A 16,092-nucleotide genomic window follows, 5' to 3' on the forward strand; every position below is an offset into this window, starting at 1 on the left:
GGTTTCTTTTTTGCAGCGGTGTCGGAACTTAGAACTTGTACTGCGCCGAGAACGCGAGCAGGTTCGCGTAGCCGTCAAACGGACCGGTCAGGCGGTGGCCCTGGTTGTCGTGGCTGTCGACTTCCGGATCCTTCGGCTCCAGACGGGCGTAGCCGAAGTTCATCTCCAGCGCATCGCTGTACTGCCAGGTGGCACCGACCGAGAACCACAGGCGGTCGGCGTCGGGCAGGCGCGGGGTGCGGGTTTCGATGCTGGTCGGGGTCTCATCCAGCGCCACGCCGGCACGCAGCTTCCAGGCGTCATTGAGCTTGTACTCGCCACCCAGCGACATGAACTCGGTGTCACGCCACGAGAAATCCTCGACGGCATCCGGATCCGGGTTCTGGAAGTTGATGCGCACTTCGCGCAGCGACGACCAGCCGGTCTCCGCCCACGAGGCCATCAGCTTGAAGCTGTCGGTCACTTGGTACGTGGCGCCCACCGACAACACCGACGGCGTGGTCAGCGCAGCGGTCACGTTGCCGTCCTTGAACAGCGGCGCGGTGAACGGGCTGGAGCCAAACACGGCGGCCACGTCGGTCGGCACGGTCCAGTCAGCGGAGCCTTCCAGGTCGTAATCGATCTCGGAACGGTAGCTCACACCGACGGTCAGCTTGTCGGTCGGCTGCGCGTGCATGCCCACCAGCCAGCCGAAGCCATTGTCGTCACCCTGCACTTCGACGAACCCGTCGCGCATCTGCGGGCGGGCAAACGGCAGCGGGCGCGTGGCCGAATTGCCGAACAGGATGGTGCCGAAGTCCACCGACTTGGACAGGGTCACGTCCGCGCGCGACAGGATCGCGCCCACGCCGACCGACAGCTTCTCCGGGATCACGTCGATGGCCGCCGACAGGGTCAGGTCGACAATCTTCACGTCGGAAGTGTGGGCGAAATAACGACCCACCCAGCCGTCTTCGTATTCGGTCTTCAGGCCGAACGGCGCGCTGACCATGGCGCCCAGCGCCAGGCCGTTGTCGAACTTGTGCACGATCGACATCGCCGGCACCGGCGTCACGGCACCGGCGTTGCCGCCGTCGCCGCCGGTCATCGGCATGGCGCCATTGGCGGCGGTGCCGCTGCCTTCGAACTGGTAGTTGAGGTCGATCGCGGTCACGTCCACCTGCACGGTCGTTCCCGACATGCGCGCCATGGCGGCGGGGTTGTTCGTCACGACCGAGGCGTCATCGGCCTTGGCGGCGGTGCCGGCGAATGCGCTGCCCAGTCCCTTGGCGCTGTTCTCCTTCAGCTGGAAGCCCGACGCGTGGACCTGGCCAAGGGCCAGGGCGCCGGTGATGCCCAGCGCCAACGCCGAAAGGCGGGTGAAGCGGTGTACGTGCTGCATGCGTGTAGTCTCCACTGGAGTGTTGTGTTTTTCGGCCATCCGCGGGGCGCAGGTTCGCTGCCCAGACACGCCGGAAACCCCTCCCGACGTACGACGCCGTATGCACTATATCGCGCCCATTAACCGAAAGCTAACAATGCCCCAACTCATTGAAAATGAACGGGTATATGGGGTTTTCCGCCCCCTGTTCAGGTATGCTGTGGCGCACCATCGGCAAGGACGCTGAACCATGTTCGTGGCCCTCCCACCGCGCAAGTCGCCGTCCATCCGCTGGGCCACGCCCCTGCTGTTCGCGTTGCTGTGGGCCTGCTTCATCGGCCTGCAACTGGCACCCGATGCCGTGGAGCGGCGCTGGGTCACCGAATGGGGCGCACTGTCAGGCGGGCTGGCCTCGCTGGAGGCATGGTCACGGGCCTTGCACGACGGCAGCCTGCTGCGACTGTTCACCGCGCTGTTCCTGCACGCCGACTGGGCGCACCTGCTGGGCAACCTGGTGTTCCTGCTGATCTTTGGCGTGCCCGCCGAGCGGATGATGGGGTCGCGCCGCTTCCTGGTGCTGTTCCTGCTGGGAGGGGCGCTCGCCAACCTGGCCGCGGTCATCATCATCGGCACCCCTGACCGGCTGGTGATCGGCGCCAGCGGCGCCGTGTCGGCGCTGATCGGCGCCTACCTGGCACTCTTCCCGCGCACCAAGCTGGGCCTGGTGGTGCCCCTGGGGCTGTTCCTGCAGTTCGTGAAGGTTCCCACGCCACTGCTGATCGGGGTGTGGGCGGCGCTGCAATTGGTGTTCACCTACATCGGCCCGGCCTTCGGCGCGGTGGCCTGGTCGGCGCACCTGGCCGGCTTCGCCTTCGGTGGCATTTTCGCCCTGATTACGCGGGCGGGGATCGCGCGCAGGCTGCGCCGCCAGCGCGGGTTCTGATCGCCCTCGCCTCTATAATGCGGCGATGGCCAAGCCGCTGTACAAAGTCACGTTCCTCAACGCCGGCAAGGTGTACGAGCTTTACGCGCACCAGGTCGCGTCCGGCGCCCTTTGGGGTTTCACCGAGGTCTCGGAACTGGTGTTCGATGTGCACGACGGCGTCGTGATCGACCCCACCGAGGAACGCCTGCGCGACGAGTTCGGCAACACCCGCGTGTTGCACTTGCCGATGCAGAGCATCGTGCGCATCGAGGAAGTGGCGCGCAAAGGCCAGTCCGCAATCCGCGATGCCGCCACCGGCGAGAAGGTGGTCACGCCCTTCCCGCTGCCGTCCAAGCCGCGCTGAGGCAGCGCACACCGCCCCGACCAGCCCGCCGCCCTCCCCCGCGCCGTGCGCGGGGGCGACCGCGCGTCAGAGGCTGATACGCCGGCGGTTGTCGCTGGACACCCGGTCGATCAGCTTGTTGTACGGGTCGAAGCCGGCCTCATACGGTTTGCCATCCACCACCACGGTCACCGTCGGACTGCCCGCGGTGATGCGGTGACGCTGGAGGTAGAGCACCTTCTCGTCAGTTTCCTTACCCGATGGCCCACGCCCAAAGACGCCGACTTCGATCCAGTCGTCGAGCGTGCCGGCGACCTCCTTGCCCTTGCCATCGGCGTAGCGCTTGTCCGCATGCAGGTCGAGCGTGACCTGGTACCTGCCGTCGGCTCGCTTGACCGCGGTCGCCGACTGCACGCGGTTGTCGTAGAAGCTGATCCGCTCGAACAGGTCGCCGATCAGCGCCTGCTGTTGCGGCGTGGCCTCCTCGCGCAGGTAGCCAAGCAGTTCCGCCGAGGTCGTGTACGGCGCCTGCTGGTAGCCCTTGTCCTGCAGGAACTTCTTCAGCGCACGGTTCAGCGCAGCCTCGCCCAGTTCCTCGCGAAGGCGGTAAAACACCAACGAGCCCTTTCGGTAGTGGATGTACTGCTGGTTCTCCACCCGGTACAACGGCATTTCGTCGACGCGCTCACCGCCACGCCCGGCCAAATAGCCATCGAGCTCATGTTTGAGGAAGCGGCGCATCTTTTCGCGGCCGTACGCCTTTTCCATCACCATCAGCGCCGAATACTGCGCCAGCGACTCCGACAGCACCGTCGCCCCTTGTACGTTGCCACCGATCACCTGGTGCGCCCACCACTGGTGCGCCACCTCATGCGCGGTCACGTAGTAGACGTAGTCGATCGCGTCCTTGTCACGCAGGTCAGTGATGAACCCGATCGACTCCGAGTACGGGATCGTGTTGGCGAAACTCTGGGCGAAGCTGGAGTAGCCCGGGAACTCGATGATGCGCAGTTGCCGGTGCTGGTACGGAGTGAATTGACCTTCGAAATAGGCCAATGACTGGCGCGCCGCCTCGATCATCCGATCGACGTTGTAGGGGTGTTTGGGGTCGTGATAGACCTCGATCGGGATCGTGCGGCCATCACGGCCGATGTACGTGCCCTTCCGTACCTCCCAACGCGCCGACAGGAATGCATAGAAGTTCAGCATCGGCCGGTCCATCGCATAGCTGAAACAGCGGCGCCCGGCGCGCGTGAACTCCCGCTGCAGGTAGCCCGGCGCCAGCGCCACCTGGTCCGGCGCAGTGCAGATCGTGGTCGTGAAATCCAGCCAGTCGGCATCATCTCCGATGTAGGTGGCCGCGCGCGCACTGGCATCTTCGAGCTTCGGCATGCGCCTTGGCTCGCCCAGTCCGCGCTTGCGCCGGTCGTTGCGGTCGTCGATTTCGTTGTCGGTGTCGTAGCCGAACTGGGGGAACATTCGACTGTTGAAGAAAGTGCCGTTGTCGACGACATGGGTGTCTTGGACGGCATTGCTGATGCCGCTTGGGCGGTAGTCCAGCGAGAACCGGATATCGCGCTGCTCGCCAGGCTGCATTGGCCGGTCAAGACGGTAGATGCGGTAACCCAACGGGCGATCGTTGCGCAGCAGCCTGGCGCCGCCCAGCCCGACTGAGGTGAGCGCCTTGTCATCGACAACGCTGAGGTGGATCTCGTCGATCGCCACCGCATGTGGGTTGTGCACGCGATAACGGCCGTCGATCCGCAGGGTCTGCGTTTCGGGGCGCAGATCGATCTCGCTGCTCGATGCCAGGATCTTCGGCTGCGGCAGGTTGCGGTACTGGCCGTACTCACGCTCGTAGCGCGCCTGCAAGTCGAGTTCCTGTTCGCGTGAACGGTAGTCGTTGCGAACGTTTGTGTTCCAGAACAGGAAGCTGCCGACGGCCACGAACCCCACGACCGCGGCGGCCAGGCCCGCGCCTAGGCGCCCGCGCAAGCGCTGCTTGGCGAGCGCCCAGCGCTGGCGCGGGCCGGCATTGACGCCGCGCACCCAGAAGGCCATGGCCAGCAGCAACAAGCACAGCAGGCACAGCATCCAGTACGACTGGAACCACAGCTGCGCCGACAGGAAGTGACCGTATCCGTTCATGTCCGAGTACGGTGCATTCGGCCAACTGCCAAAGTTGTAAAGGTTATGGCTGAAGTCCATCAGGCCCAGCACCGCCTGCCCGATCAGCACCAGGATCAGCAGTGCGTATCCAAGGAACTTGTTGTTACTCAACACCTGCAGGACCAAGGCCATGCCACCCATCAGGATGTACGCGACCGAGTCCACCGCCAGCACTTTCAGGTACACCAGCAGCTCCAACTGGGTGTAGCCCTTGCCCAGCTGGATCGCCATCGCGGTCAACGCGCCCACCAGCTGGAACGTAGCGATCACTGCGATCAGCGCCGCGAACTTGGCCAGCAACGGCACCCAGTTCGGGACTGGCATGGCGTCACTGACTTCGTGCAGCTTCGCCCCACGCTCCTTCCACACCAGTTCACCGGCGTAGAACAGCACGATGATCACCAGCAGGAAGCTGTAGCTGCCCTGCAACGCCACCACCATCTGCGAGGTGACTGGCCAGATGTCAGTGCCGTACATCGATTGGTTGAACAACGCCGAGGGGATGAAGTTCGCGATGGCCAATGCGATCAGCACCAGGAACGGAACGCTACGGAACACGCCCAGCGCATCGAAACGCACCTGGCGCTGGAACTGCTGCCAATAGGTAGCGGCGCCAAAAACGGGCTGCACCGCGAGTGCCGTGACCGCGGCCACCTTGGCCGTTGGCGTGCTCGCGACGGGGGACGCTGCACTCGCCTTGCGTCGCCAGCGCGAGCCGGAGGTGCCACTGCGTTCGGTCCGGAACAGGGCGAACGCGGCGGCGAACAGCCCCAGCGCGACCGCGGCCCACAACATGCGGTTGGCAAGCAGGTAGCCGGCGAATGCCGGCAGGCCGCTGTTGCGTTCTGCCGCCGACCAATAGCGGATGGTGCGCCCGAGGGCGCGGATCCCAAGGGGATCGGCCAGCGTGGCAACCCACGCGTTGTCGAGGTCGCGCATCAGCACGCCGCTGATGGTGTAGAGGACGAAGAAGCCGATCAGCCCAATGTACACCCATAGGATGCTGCGTGTGGCCACCGCCAGCAACGAAAGCAGCGCCCCGGTAAACAGCAGGTTGGGAACCACCAGTACCGCGAATGACCACGCATACGGCACCAGCGATGCCGGGCCGAGCCGTGCCGCATCCACCCAGGGCATGAACTGGGCCAGGAACAGGCCGATCGCGACCAGCACATACAGCAGCAGGCTCGCAGCCAACGCGGCGCCAATCCTGCCCAGCAGGTAGTCGCGCTTGCGAATCGGGCTGACGAAGAACAGCTCCGCCGTGCCCAGCTCGAAGTCCCGCAACAGCGCGCTGCTGATGAACATGGCAATGATCAGCATGCCCACCAGGGTGAATGCCGCCTGCCAGGTTGCAATCACCGTCGGCGCGTTGCGGAACACGTTGCCAATACCGCTCCCCACCTGGCCCTTGCTGGCGACGGCCAGCGCGATCATCGCGAACAACCCGGCCAGCAGCCAGAACAAGGGTGAACGCAGCTGCTCGCGCAACTCGAATTTGAAGAATTCCCGGATCATGGCGCCGCTCCGTCAGACGAATTCGACGGCGTTGGCGACCGACGGCGCTGGCTGGGGCGCCGGGCCTCGGGCCTGCATTCGCAGGCGGTGGAAGTAAACGTCCTCCAGATCCGGAGCCACGGGCTCGAACCCCGCTTCGGGCTGCTGCGCGCTGAACACATGAATCACCGGCTGCCCACCGACCAGCCGCGTCGAAAGGACCGTGTGGCTGGCCTCATATTCGGCCAGTGCCGCCTTGCTCACCTGTTTGCGCCACACCTGTGCGCGCAACGCCTCGATCGCGTCGGCGGGGCGTCCGCTCAACAGTACTTGGCCCTTGTTGAGGATCGCCATCCGCGGGCACAGGTCGGTCACGTCCTCGACGATGTGGGTGGACAAGATCACCGCAACGTTTTCGCCGATCTCGGCAAGCAGGTTGAGGAAACGGTTGCGCTCCTCCGGATCGAGGCCCGCCGTCGGCTCATCGACGATCACCAGCCGCGGACGTCCGAGCAGTGCCTGGGCGATGCCGAAGCGCTGGCGCATGCCGCCAGAGAAGCCGCCAAGCTTGCGCTTGCGCGCGTCCCACAGGTTCACCTGGCGCAGCAGGCCTTCCACCACTTCGCGCCGCTGCTTCCGCTCGCTCAGCCCCTTGAGAACAGCGAAGTGCTCGAGCAGGTCTTCGGCGCTGACCTTCGGATACACGCCGAAATCCTGCGGCAGGTAACCCAGCTGGCGGCGCACCGCGTCCTTGTCGCGCAGCACGTCGATCGCCGCGCCGCTTTCCGACTCGAGGGTGATACTGCCGCTGTCGGCTTCCTGCAGGGTGGCCAGCGTGCGCATCAGCGACGACTTCCCCGCGCCGTTGGGGCCGAGCAGGCCGAACATCCCGCGCGGGATGTCGAGGTCGACGTGGTTCAGCGCGTGAACGCCGTTGGCGTAGGTCTTGCTGAGATTGCGGATGGTGAGCATGCGTCCCTGCCGTTGGTGGGCCCGCGGACTGCGGGCATCACCGGATGCTAGGGGTTGGTGACGCGTTGCTCCATAGGCTGGTGGTCACCCGTGACCAGCGGCCCATGCGGTCGTCATCAGCGCTTGTTGGTCGTGGCGCCGGCCTTGGCCGTCGCAGGCTTCTTCAGTTCCGCCAACGCCGAGGCGATGAAGCCATCGCCCTCGAGCACGTCGCCGGCGTTGCTGCCCGGCAACCCGTCACCCTCGCCGTCGGCACGCAGGTGCCCGGGCAGGCTGGCCTCGGTGTAGTCGGCGCGCGCGTTCCCGTCGCCCTTGCCCGGATGCAGCACCACGTCGGGCACGATGCCCAATGCCTGAATGGACTTGCCACTGGGCGTGTAATACCGCGCGGTGGTCAACTTGACCGAGTCGCCGTTGTCCAGCGGCAGCACGGTCTGCACGCTGCCCTTGCCGAACGTACGGCTTCCCACCACGCGCGCACGGCCGTTGTCACGCAACGCGCCCGCCAACACCTCGGAGGCACTCGCCGAACCGGCATCGACCAGCAGCACCACCGGCGCGCCGTCCAGGCGATCGCCCGGCGTGGCGCCGAACTCGGCGTCGCTGATCGGAATGCGGCCACGGGTGCTCACGATCTTGCCGCTCTCGAGCAAGTCATCGGCGATCTGGACCGCCGCATTGAGCAGGCCGCCCGGATTGCTGCGCAGGTCGATGACCAGGCCGCGCAGGCGATCGCCGGCCTGCTCCTTCAGCAGGCCCAGCTGGCGCTCGAAGTCGGCGGCGGTATCGGCCTGGAACGAGGCGATGCGAACGTAGCCGTAACCCGGCTCCAACAAGCGCCCCTTCACGCTGGCCACGCGGATGGTCTCGCGTTGCACGCTGATCTCCAGCGGCTTGGCCGCGCCTTCGCGGACGATGGTCAGGACCAACGTGGTGCCCGGCGGACCGCGCAGGGGCTCATTGTCCTCGCCGTCTTCGGCCCGCAGTGGCTTGCCGTCGACCGCGATGATCAGATCCCCGGCCTTGATCCCGGCCTTCATCGCCGGTGTGTCATCGATCGGGGCGATGACGCGAAGGGTGCCGTCGGGCTGGCGGAAGATCTCCACGCCGATGCCGTCGTAGCGGCCCTGCGCCTGCTCATCGAATTCATCGGCGTCGGCCTTGGGCAGGTACACGCTGTGCGGGTCCAGGTCGAGCAACAGCCCACGGATCGCCGACTGCATCAGCTTGGCGTCGTCCACCGGCTCCACATAGGCCTGCTTCACCGCCTTGTAGACCGCCACGTAGCGGCGGATCTCGTCCAGCGGCACCTTGGAGTCACTGGCGGCCGACAGCGCTTCGGCCGACGGCGGCGTCTCGTCGGCGGGCGGCTGCTGGGCGGAAGCCACGCCCAGCGGCAGGATCAGTGCCAGGGCGAGGGCCAGCGGGTGGTAGCGGCGAAAGGGCATGCGGACTCCGGTGGATGGTGCGCGGCGACAGTCACGGACTTGGACCGCGAAACTGCAGACGCGTTCGCGCATCCTGCACGCTTCCTGTCGCCGGGGGAACCCGGATCCTCGCCCATCGCACTGGAAGCTTTCGTTAATCCCGGCGAGGGCCTTCGGGGTCAGCGGCGCAGCCAAACGCCCGGGTTGACCGGCTGTCCGTTGCGACGCAGTTCGAAATACAACGCCGGACGGCCGTGGCCACCGGAACTGCCGACGGTCGCGACCGGCTGCCCCTTGCGCACATGGTCGCCGACATCGCGCAGCAGCGCGTCGTTGTGCGCGTACAAGCTCATGTAACCATTGCCGTGGTCGACGATCAGCAGCAGGCCATAGCCGGTCATCCACTCGGCATAGACCACGTCGCCGTCGGCCACCGCGCTGACGCTGCTGCCCGCGCCAGCGCCGATCAGCAGGCCGTCACTGCGGCGGCCGTCGGGCATGGTGGCGCCGAAGCCGGCCAGCAGCGCACCCGCGACCGGCCACCCCAGCCCCCCTACTTGGGGAGCCGGTGCCGTGGCAACGGTGGTTGCACGCCGTGCCGACCCCGTCGCGCCGGACTTGCCTTTGCCGGCGGCACTGGCCGCCTGCGCCTGTCTTGCCTCGCGGGCCGCAGCCGCCTTGCGCTGCGCTTGAGCCCTCGCGGCCGCCGCCCGGAGGCGTCCCAGCAATTGTTCCAGACCTTTGGCATCGCGACCCAGCGCTTGTTCACGCGACCGCTGGTCCCGATAGCGCGTGTCCAGCTCGGCCATCAGCGTGGCGCGGGCCTTGCGATCCAGCTCCAGCTTGAGCAATTGCCGCCGTTGCTCTTCGCGCGCCTGCTCCAGTGAGCTGCGTCGCGATGCGACCTCGCGTTCCACCGCATCCAGTGCCCGCAGCTCCTGCGTCAGCGTGGCGATGCGCTTGGCGCGGTCCTGTTGCACGTATCGGTGATAGGCCAGCACGCGATTGGCGTCAGCCACCCGGTCCTGGGCCAGCATCACCTTCAGCGGTGCGGCGCCGCCCTGGGCGTAGGCGGCGCGCAGCAGTTTCGCCAGCTCGTCCTGGTGTCCGGCCACGCGCGACCGCAACTCGCTCCGCTGCCGCTGCAGCTCCGCCAGCGCCGCCTCATCGCTGCTCATGCGCTGTTCGGTCTCGTGCAGGCTGCGGGTCGACTGGCCCACCTGTTCGTCCACCGCGCGCAGTTGGCGCGAGGCGCTGCCGCGCTCACCTTCCAGCTTGCGCCGTTCGGCGGCCACGCTTTTCAGCTCGCGCTTGACCGACTCCAGCTTGCGTTCCGCGGCGCTGCGATCCTGTGCCGGTGCGCCGGCGATGCCCAGCATCGCAAGCAGGACGCCGGCCATGACCGCATGCGCGCTTCGCATCAGCCCACCAACAGGCTTTCGCCGCTCATCTCGACCGGCTTGGGCACGCCGAGCAGATCGAGGATGGTGGGCGCGACGTCACGGAGCGCGCCGCCGCTGCGCAACTGCGCCACCCTCGGCCCGACATACACGAACGGCACCGGGCCGACGGTGTGCGAAGTGTGGGGCTGGCCAGTCTCAGGGTCGCGCATCATCTCGACGTTGCCATGGTCGGCGGTCACCAGCAAGGCACCGCCCACGTCCTGCACCGCCTGCCACACTGCGCCAATCGCCACGTCCACCGCCTCGGCGGCCTGGATGGCCGCGGCGAGGATGCCGCTGTGGCCAACCATGTCGGGGTTGGCGATGTTGCAGATCGCGACATCGATGTTGCCCGAGCGGATCGCGGCCACCAGCTTTTCGGTGACTTCCGGGCAGCTCATTTCCGGCTGCAGATCATAGGTCGCGACTTTCGGGCTGGGCACCAGCACGCGGGTCTCGCCCTCGTACGGCTCCTCGCGTCCGCCGCTGAAGAAAAAGGTGACGTGCGCGTACTTCTCAGTCTCGGCGATGCGCAGCTGCGTCAGTCCGTTGGCGCCCAGCACCTCGCCCAGCGTGTGGCGCAGGTCGTCCGGCGCGAAGGCCACCGGTGCCGGCAGTCTGGCGTCGTACTCGGTCAGGCAGACGAAACGCGACAGCGCGGGGCGGCGTGCCTCAAACCCGTCGAAATCCGGGGCCACGAACGCCGCGGTCAGCTGACGGGCGCGATCGGCGCGGAAGTTCATGAACACCACCGCATCGCCGTCGTGCATCGGCATCGACGCACCAATCACCGTCGCGGCGACGAATTCGTCGTTCTCGCCACGCGCGTAGGCATTGGCCAGCGCGGTCGCCGCATCGGGAGCCACATGCTCGGCCTGGACTTCAACAATCGCGTCCCACGCCTTGCGCTGGCGGTCCCAGCGCTTGTCGCGGTCCATCGCGTAGTAGCGGCCGCAGACTGTGGCAATGCGCGCATTGCCGGCCTTGGCGCACGCCGCTTCCAGCGCTGCCAGACTCGGCGCGGCCGACTGCGGCGGCATGTCGCGGCCGTCCAGGAACGCATGCACCGCCACCCGCGGCACGCCTTCCCGGCGGGCCAGTTCAATCATCGCGAAGATGTGCGCCTCGTGGCTATGCACGCCTCCGGGCGACAACAGCCCCATCAGGTGCAGCGTGCCGCCGCTGGCCTGGGCCGCGGCGCAGGCCGCCCGCAGTTCGGCGTTGGCGAAGAAACTGCCATCCTCGATCGCCGCATCGATGCGGGTCAGGTCCTGGTACACGATGCGGCCGGCGCCAAGGTTCATGTGCCCGACCTCGGAATTGCCCATCTGCCCGTCCGGCAACCCGACATGGCGGCCCTCGGTGTGGATGAGGGTGTGCGGCGCGCTGGCCAGCAGGCGGTGCCAGTTGGGCAGCGCGGCATGGGCGAGGGCGTTGTCGGTGGGGTCGTCGCGATGACCCCAGCCATCCAGGATGAGCAGCACCACGGGCTTGGGCCGCGCCACCGCGCGGGCGGGGGCCGCGACGGCCGGGGAGGAAACAGACACGGTGTGGATCCCTGTAGCTTCGGGGGTGACTTCGGGCAGGTGCCCGGGCTCTGCAACGGTGCGATTGTAGCGAAGTGACCCGTCCCATCGCCCGGGCCAAGCCCGTCGATCCGGGGCACGCCGCCCGGCCAGCGCCATGGTCTGCGAACCCTGGACGGAGTTAAACCCGGGACCCGCCCGCGGCATCCAAACGCAATACCACCCGACATGGAGTTCCCACGATGCGCACCCTTCCCGTTCTGCTCACCCTGTCCGCCGCGTTGGCAATGCCCTTGGCCGCTGCAGCGGCGGCGGGCGACCCCGACATCAGCAAGGTCAACGGCAGCATCACCGTGGATGACGGCGGGCGCCAGGGAGAACTGAGTACCGTCAATGGCAGCATCCGCATCGGCAGCAACGCCCGCGTCGGTGAGGCGACGACCGTCAACGGCAGCGTGACCGTCGGTGATTCGGTGCAGACCGATGATCTGGGCACGGTCAACGGCAGCGTCCGCGTGGGCCGGAACGTCACCGTCAACGGCGGGGTCGAGACCGTGAATGGCAGCATCTTCGTCGATCATGGCGGCAACATCCGCAAGGGTGTCAGCACCGTGAACGGGGGCATCGGCCTGGTCGACACCGATGTCGCCGGCGGCATCGAGACCGTCAGTGGCGACACCACGGTCGGCGTCGGATCGCACGTGCGTGGCGGCATCCATTACGAGAAGCCGGGCAAGATCTGGTTCTCGACCAAGCAGCGCGATCCGCGGGTGGTCATCGGCCCCAATGCCCGGGTCGATGGACCGTTGGTGTTTGAGCGCCAGGTCGAGTTGCTGGTGCACAGCAGCGCCGTGATTGGCCCGGTCACGGGCGCGGCCGTGGTGCGCTTCGACACGCCGACCCCACCGGCGCGCTGAGTCGACGCCGGCCGCGCCGCCACACCGGGGGTACGGGCCAACGGCTTCGCCAATGGCCCAATGGCGTCCACGCGGCCAGGTGTGCCTAGAATGCGGTCGCGCCGCTTTCCGGCGTGCACCGCACGAGGCCCCATGTCCCGCATTCCGCTTCATCCCGCGACCGGTTTGGTCGCCGCTGCCCTGGTTCTGGTGGCCTGCAGCAAGCAGCCCGACCAAGCCCCGGCGGTACAGGCGCCGGTCGAACCCGCCGCCCCCACCCATGCCTTCGCCGCCGACATCAACGCCGCCGACTTCGGTGAGCGGGTCAAGGCGCTGGCCTCCGATGAGTTCGAGGGCCGTGCCCCCGGCAGCACCGGCGAGCAGAAGACCGTCGAATACCTCAAGGCCCAGTTCCAGCAGATGGGCCTGAAGCCGGGCAACGGCGACAGCTACTTCCAGACCGTGCCGATGGTGGAGACCACCGCCGACGAGTCCACCGTGCTCACGCTGGACGTCAACGGCAAGCCGCGCGAACTCAAGTTCGGCACCGACATGGTCGTGGGCACCACCACCGGCCAGGCCGACGTCAAGGTGGATGCCAGTGACCTGGTTTTTGTCGGCTACGGCGTGAATGCGCCCGAGCTGGGCTGGAACGATTACGCCGGCCTCGACGTCAAGGGCAAGACCGTCGTCATGTTCGTCAACGACCCCGGCTTCCACCAGCAGGACCCGGCGCTGTTTGAAGGCAAGCGCATGACCTACTACGGGCGCTGGACCTACAAGTTCGAGGAAGCGGCCCGCCAGGGCGCCGCCGCCGCATTGATCATCCATGACACCGAAGGCGCGTCCTACGGCTGGGAGGTGGTCAAGAACTCCTGGTCCGGCGCGCAGTTCAACCTGCCCGCCAAGGACGATCCCGAACCGCGCCTGCCGGTGCAGGGCTGGATCACCGGCGACGCCGCCCGCGCACTGCTGACCGACCTTGGCCAGGACCTCGACGCCCTCTACAAGTCCGCCGGCAAGAAGGGCTTCAAGGCGATCCCGCTCCAGGCCAAGGCCTCGGTGGACCTGAAGAGCACCATCGCCGAGAAGTCTTCGCAGAACGTCGTGGCCGTGCTGCCCGGCAGCAAGCGCCCGGATGAAACCGTGGTGTACATGGCGCACTGGGACCACCTGGGCAACCATGCCGACACCCACGGCGGCGCCCCCGCCGCGCCGACGGGCGAAGACCACATCTACAACGGTGCGGTCGACAACGCGACCGGCGTGGCCGGCATCCTCGAGATCGCCGAGGCCTTCGCCAAGCAGAACCCGGCGCCGGAGCGCTCGGTGGTGTTCCTCGCCGTCACCTTGGAGGAATCCGGCCTGCTCGGCTCCAAGTACTACGTCGCGCATCCGGCCTTCCCGCTTGCCAAGACCGTGGCGGTCATCAACCTCGACGCCATGCCGGTCATCGGTCGCGCCAAGGACATGACCGTGGTCGGCCACGGCAGCTCGGAGCTGGAGGACCTGCTCAAGACGGTCGCCGCCGAGCAGGGCCGCTCCCTCACCCCCGAAGCCACGCCGCAGGACGGCTTCTACTTCCGCTCCGACCACTTCAACTTCGCCAAGGCCGGCGTGCCCGCGCTGTACGCCAAGGGCGGCGACGACCTGGTCGAAGGCGGCACCGAAGCCGGCCATGCTGCGCAGCGTGACTACCGCGATAGCCGGTACCACAAGCCCAGCGACCAGTACGATCCGGCGTGGAAGCTGGATGGCGTCGTACAGGACCTGCAGGCGCTGTATGGCGTGGGCAGGCAACTGACAGGCAGCGAACAGTGGCCCCACTGGTACCAGGGCAATGCGTTCCGCGCCGCCGAACAGAAGCTGCGGGGTCCCGCCAAGTAACGCGTTTGCATTACGGGCACCCAATCCCGTGCGTGAGGCGCGGGACATCACGCTTCAACCGTCCGTGACCCTTTGTCATGACCCCACAACGGCGCCCCTCGGCGCCGTTGTGGTTTTCACGCTAGGCTGTCGACCTCGTTCACCGTTGCCTGCCCCATGCCCCTCGCCGTCGCCTACTGGTGCGTGCTGATTGCCGCCGTGCTGCCCTACCTCTGGGTGGTCGTGGCCAAGACCCGCGGCGAGCGCTACAACAACCACGACCCTCGCGGCTGGCTGCAGCGGCAAGAAAGCCGCTTGGTGCGCCGGGCCAATGGCGCCCATCTCAACGCCCTCGAGGCCTTTGCCCCCTTCGCCGCCGGGGTCGTGATGGCGCAACTCGCCGGTGTCGCGCATTCGACGATCGCCCTGCTGTCCGTCGCGTTCATCACCCTGCGCATGCTGCACGGCGTCCTGTATCTGGCCGACCGAGCACAGCTCCGGAGTCTGGTATGGACGCTCGGCTATGGCTGCGTGCTGACTTTGCTTGCCTTTGCCGCTATGACCGTCTGAGTGCCATCGCGCGATGCCCTGCGGGCAATGCGCGGGTGAACACCCATCGCGACTGACCACGCCTTTCTCTTGGAATCCTCGTTCTATGTCCCTCGCTCTACACGCGGACTGCGGCATGCTGCAATTGGCCCTGCGCCAGGACGGTTTTGCCTTCATCGGTGCCGGCGTCATGCGCGCATTCCTGGGTGACGGCAGCCCCCAGGACACGCGCGCTTGGCAGGCCTTTGCCCACAGTTGGGAGGACCTGGCGGAAGATGCCTACCTCGCGCAGGTCGGGTTGCGTCGCCGTCGTCGCCACGCAGTCTTCCGCGCACAGTCCGATGGCTCATTGTTGCGCGGGGACCATCAACCGCATTACCAGAGCCGCGACTACAACACGCTGCAGGGGGGGATCGAGCGCTGGTTCGAACCCATCTGTCCCGAGGTGGCCGACAGCGGGCCGATGCGTCGCCTGCTTGGCTTCGCCCACGCCCTGTTTGGCAGCCTTGCGCCGGACGTCGCGCAATGGGACGTCGAGGTCCATCAGTTCCGGATCGAGGCCCTTCCAGAGCAGCCCGGCCAGCCGACCCCGGAAGGCGTGCACCGGGACGGCGTCAACTTTGTCATGGTCGTCCTGCTTGACCGCCACAACATCACCAGCGGCACCACCAGCATCCACGCCCAAGAGGGCGGGGAGATCGGCAGCTTCACCCTGACCCGACCGCTGGATACCGCCTTTGTAGACGACGTCCGGGTCTACCACGGCGTCACCGCCGTGGCGCCGCTGGATCCCGCCCTGCCTGCCTGGCGTGACGTGCTGGTGGTGACGTTTCGTGCGGCGTCGCGGGGCTAACGGCGCCCGGGCTCGTGGTTGAAGACAAACCCAAAGGCCGCCCTCGGGCGGCCTTTTGCATGGGCGACGATTTTTGATGGGCGTCGACGTCTGATGGGAAACGATTTCTGATGGGCGTCGACTTTTGATGTGCGGCCTAATAGAAGGCGCGCAGCATGGTTTCTGGCGCACAAAAGAAGAAGGCCGGATCCTGTTGGATCCGGCCTTCTGGGTAAAGCCCCTGGCGATGACCTACTCTTGCATGGCTTAAGCCACACTACCATCGGC

Annotated in this window: 11 protein-coding genes and 1 pseudogene; 6 read left to right on the forward strand and 6 right to left on the reverse strand. The window is 66.8% G+C overall.

All coding sequences use genetic code 11. From position 1 onward, the window contains the following. Positions 1–28: 28 nt before the first annotated feature. Positions 29–1,381 carry an OmpP1/FadL family transporter gene (locus ACYVBS_RS14395; protein WP_460824455.1) on the reverse strand — a complete coding sequence of 451 codons (1,353 nt, stop codon included), beginning with the start codon at positions 1,379–1,381 and terminating at the stop codon, positions 29–31. Between the two features lie 229 nt (positions 1,382–1,610). Between ACYVBS_RS14395 and ACYVBS_RS14400 the strand changes: the two genes are divergently transcribed. After that, positions 1,611–2,303: a rhomboid family intramembrane serine protease gene (locus ACYVBS_RS14400; RefSeq protein ID WP_460824456.1), complete on the forward strand. Its 693-nt coding sequence runs from the start codon at positions 1,611–1,613 to the stop codon at positions 2,301–2,303. A gap of 25 nt (positions 2,304–2,328) precedes the next feature. Next, a complete protein-coding gene (locus ACYVBS_RS14405; protein ID WP_460824457.1) occupies positions 2,329–2,649 on the forward strand; it encodes a DUF1820 family protein in 321 nt (106 codons plus the stop codon). Between the two features lie 66 nt (positions 2,650–2,715). Here ACYVBS_RS14405 and ACYVBS_RS14410 read toward each other — a convergent pair whose 3' ends face one another. From ACYVBS_RS14410 to gpmI, 5 genes and pseudogenes are all read right to left on the reverse strand, one after another. Next, positions 2,716–6,315, reverse strand: coding sequence for an ABC transporter permease/M1 family aminopeptidase (locus ACYVBS_RS14410; RefSeq protein WP_460824458.1), 3,600 nt, complete (start codon positions 6,313–6,315; stop codon positions 2,716–2,718). Positions 6,316–6,327: 12 nt separating this feature from the next. Next, a complete protein-coding gene (locus ACYVBS_RS14415; RefSeq protein WP_460824460.1) occupies positions 6,328–7,266 on the reverse strand; it encodes an ABC transporter ATP-binding protein in 939 nt (312 codons plus the stop codon). Positions 7,267–7,388: 122 nt separating this feature from the next. Beyond that, a pseudogene (locus tag ACYVBS_RS14420) lies at positions 7,389–8,714 on the reverse strand (S41 family peptidase); the annotation flags it as partial. Between the two features lie 158 nt (positions 8,715–8,872). Further along, the gene (locus ACYVBS_RS14425; protein WP_460824461.1) at positions 8,873–10,114 is read right to left on the reverse strand and encodes a murein hydrolase activator EnvC family protein; all 1,242 of its coding nucleotides are present in this window, start codon (positions 10,112–10,114) and stop codon (positions 8,873–8,875) included. Beyond that, the gene (gene gpmI, locus ACYVBS_RS14430) at positions 10,114–11,682 is read right to left on the reverse strand and encodes a 2,3-bisphosphoglycerate-independent phosphoglycerate mutase (RefSeq protein WP_460824462.1); all 1,569 of its coding nucleotides are present in this window, start codon (positions 11,680–11,682) and stop codon (positions 10,114–10,116) included. The genes ACYVBS_RS14425 and gpmI overlap by 1 nt, the downstream gene beginning before the upstream one ends. Before the next feature lie 221 nt (positions 11,683–11,903). Here gpmI and ACYVBS_RS14435 point away from each other — a divergent pair, with 221 nt between their 5' ends. The 4 genes from ACYVBS_RS14435 (at position 11,904) to ACYVBS_RS14450 (ending at position 15,825) form a co-directional block, all read left to right on the forward strand. Next, the gene (locus tag ACYVBS_RS14435; protein ID WP_460824463.1) at positions 11,904–12,578 is read left to right on the forward strand and encodes a DUF4097 family beta strand repeat-containing protein; all 675 of its coding nucleotides are present in this window, start codon (positions 11,904–11,906) and stop codon (positions 12,576–12,578) included. A 132-nt stretch (positions 12,579–12,710) separates the two neighbouring features. Further along, entirely contained in the window at positions 12,711–14,444 is a 1,734-nt protein-coding gene (locus ACYVBS_RS14440) for a M28 family metallopeptidase (protein ID WP_460824465.1), read from the forward strand. Between the two features lie 156 nt (positions 14,445–14,600). After that, positions 14,601–14,993 carry an MAPEG family protein gene (locus tag ACYVBS_RS14445; protein ID WP_460824467.1) on the forward strand — a complete coding sequence of 131 codons (393 nt, stop codon included), beginning with the start codon at positions 14,601–14,603 and terminating at the stop codon, positions 14,991–14,993. 85 nt (positions 14,994–15,078) lie between these two features. Beyond that, the gene (locus tag ACYVBS_RS14450) at positions 15,079–15,825 is read left to right on the forward strand and encodes a 2OG-Fe dioxygenase family protein (protein ID WP_460824468.1); all 747 of its coding nucleotides are present in this window, start codon (positions 15,079–15,081) and stop codon (positions 15,823–15,825) included. Positions 15,826–16,092: the final 267 nt, after the last annotated feature.

The organism is Lysobacter olei, from assembly GCF_054777355.1.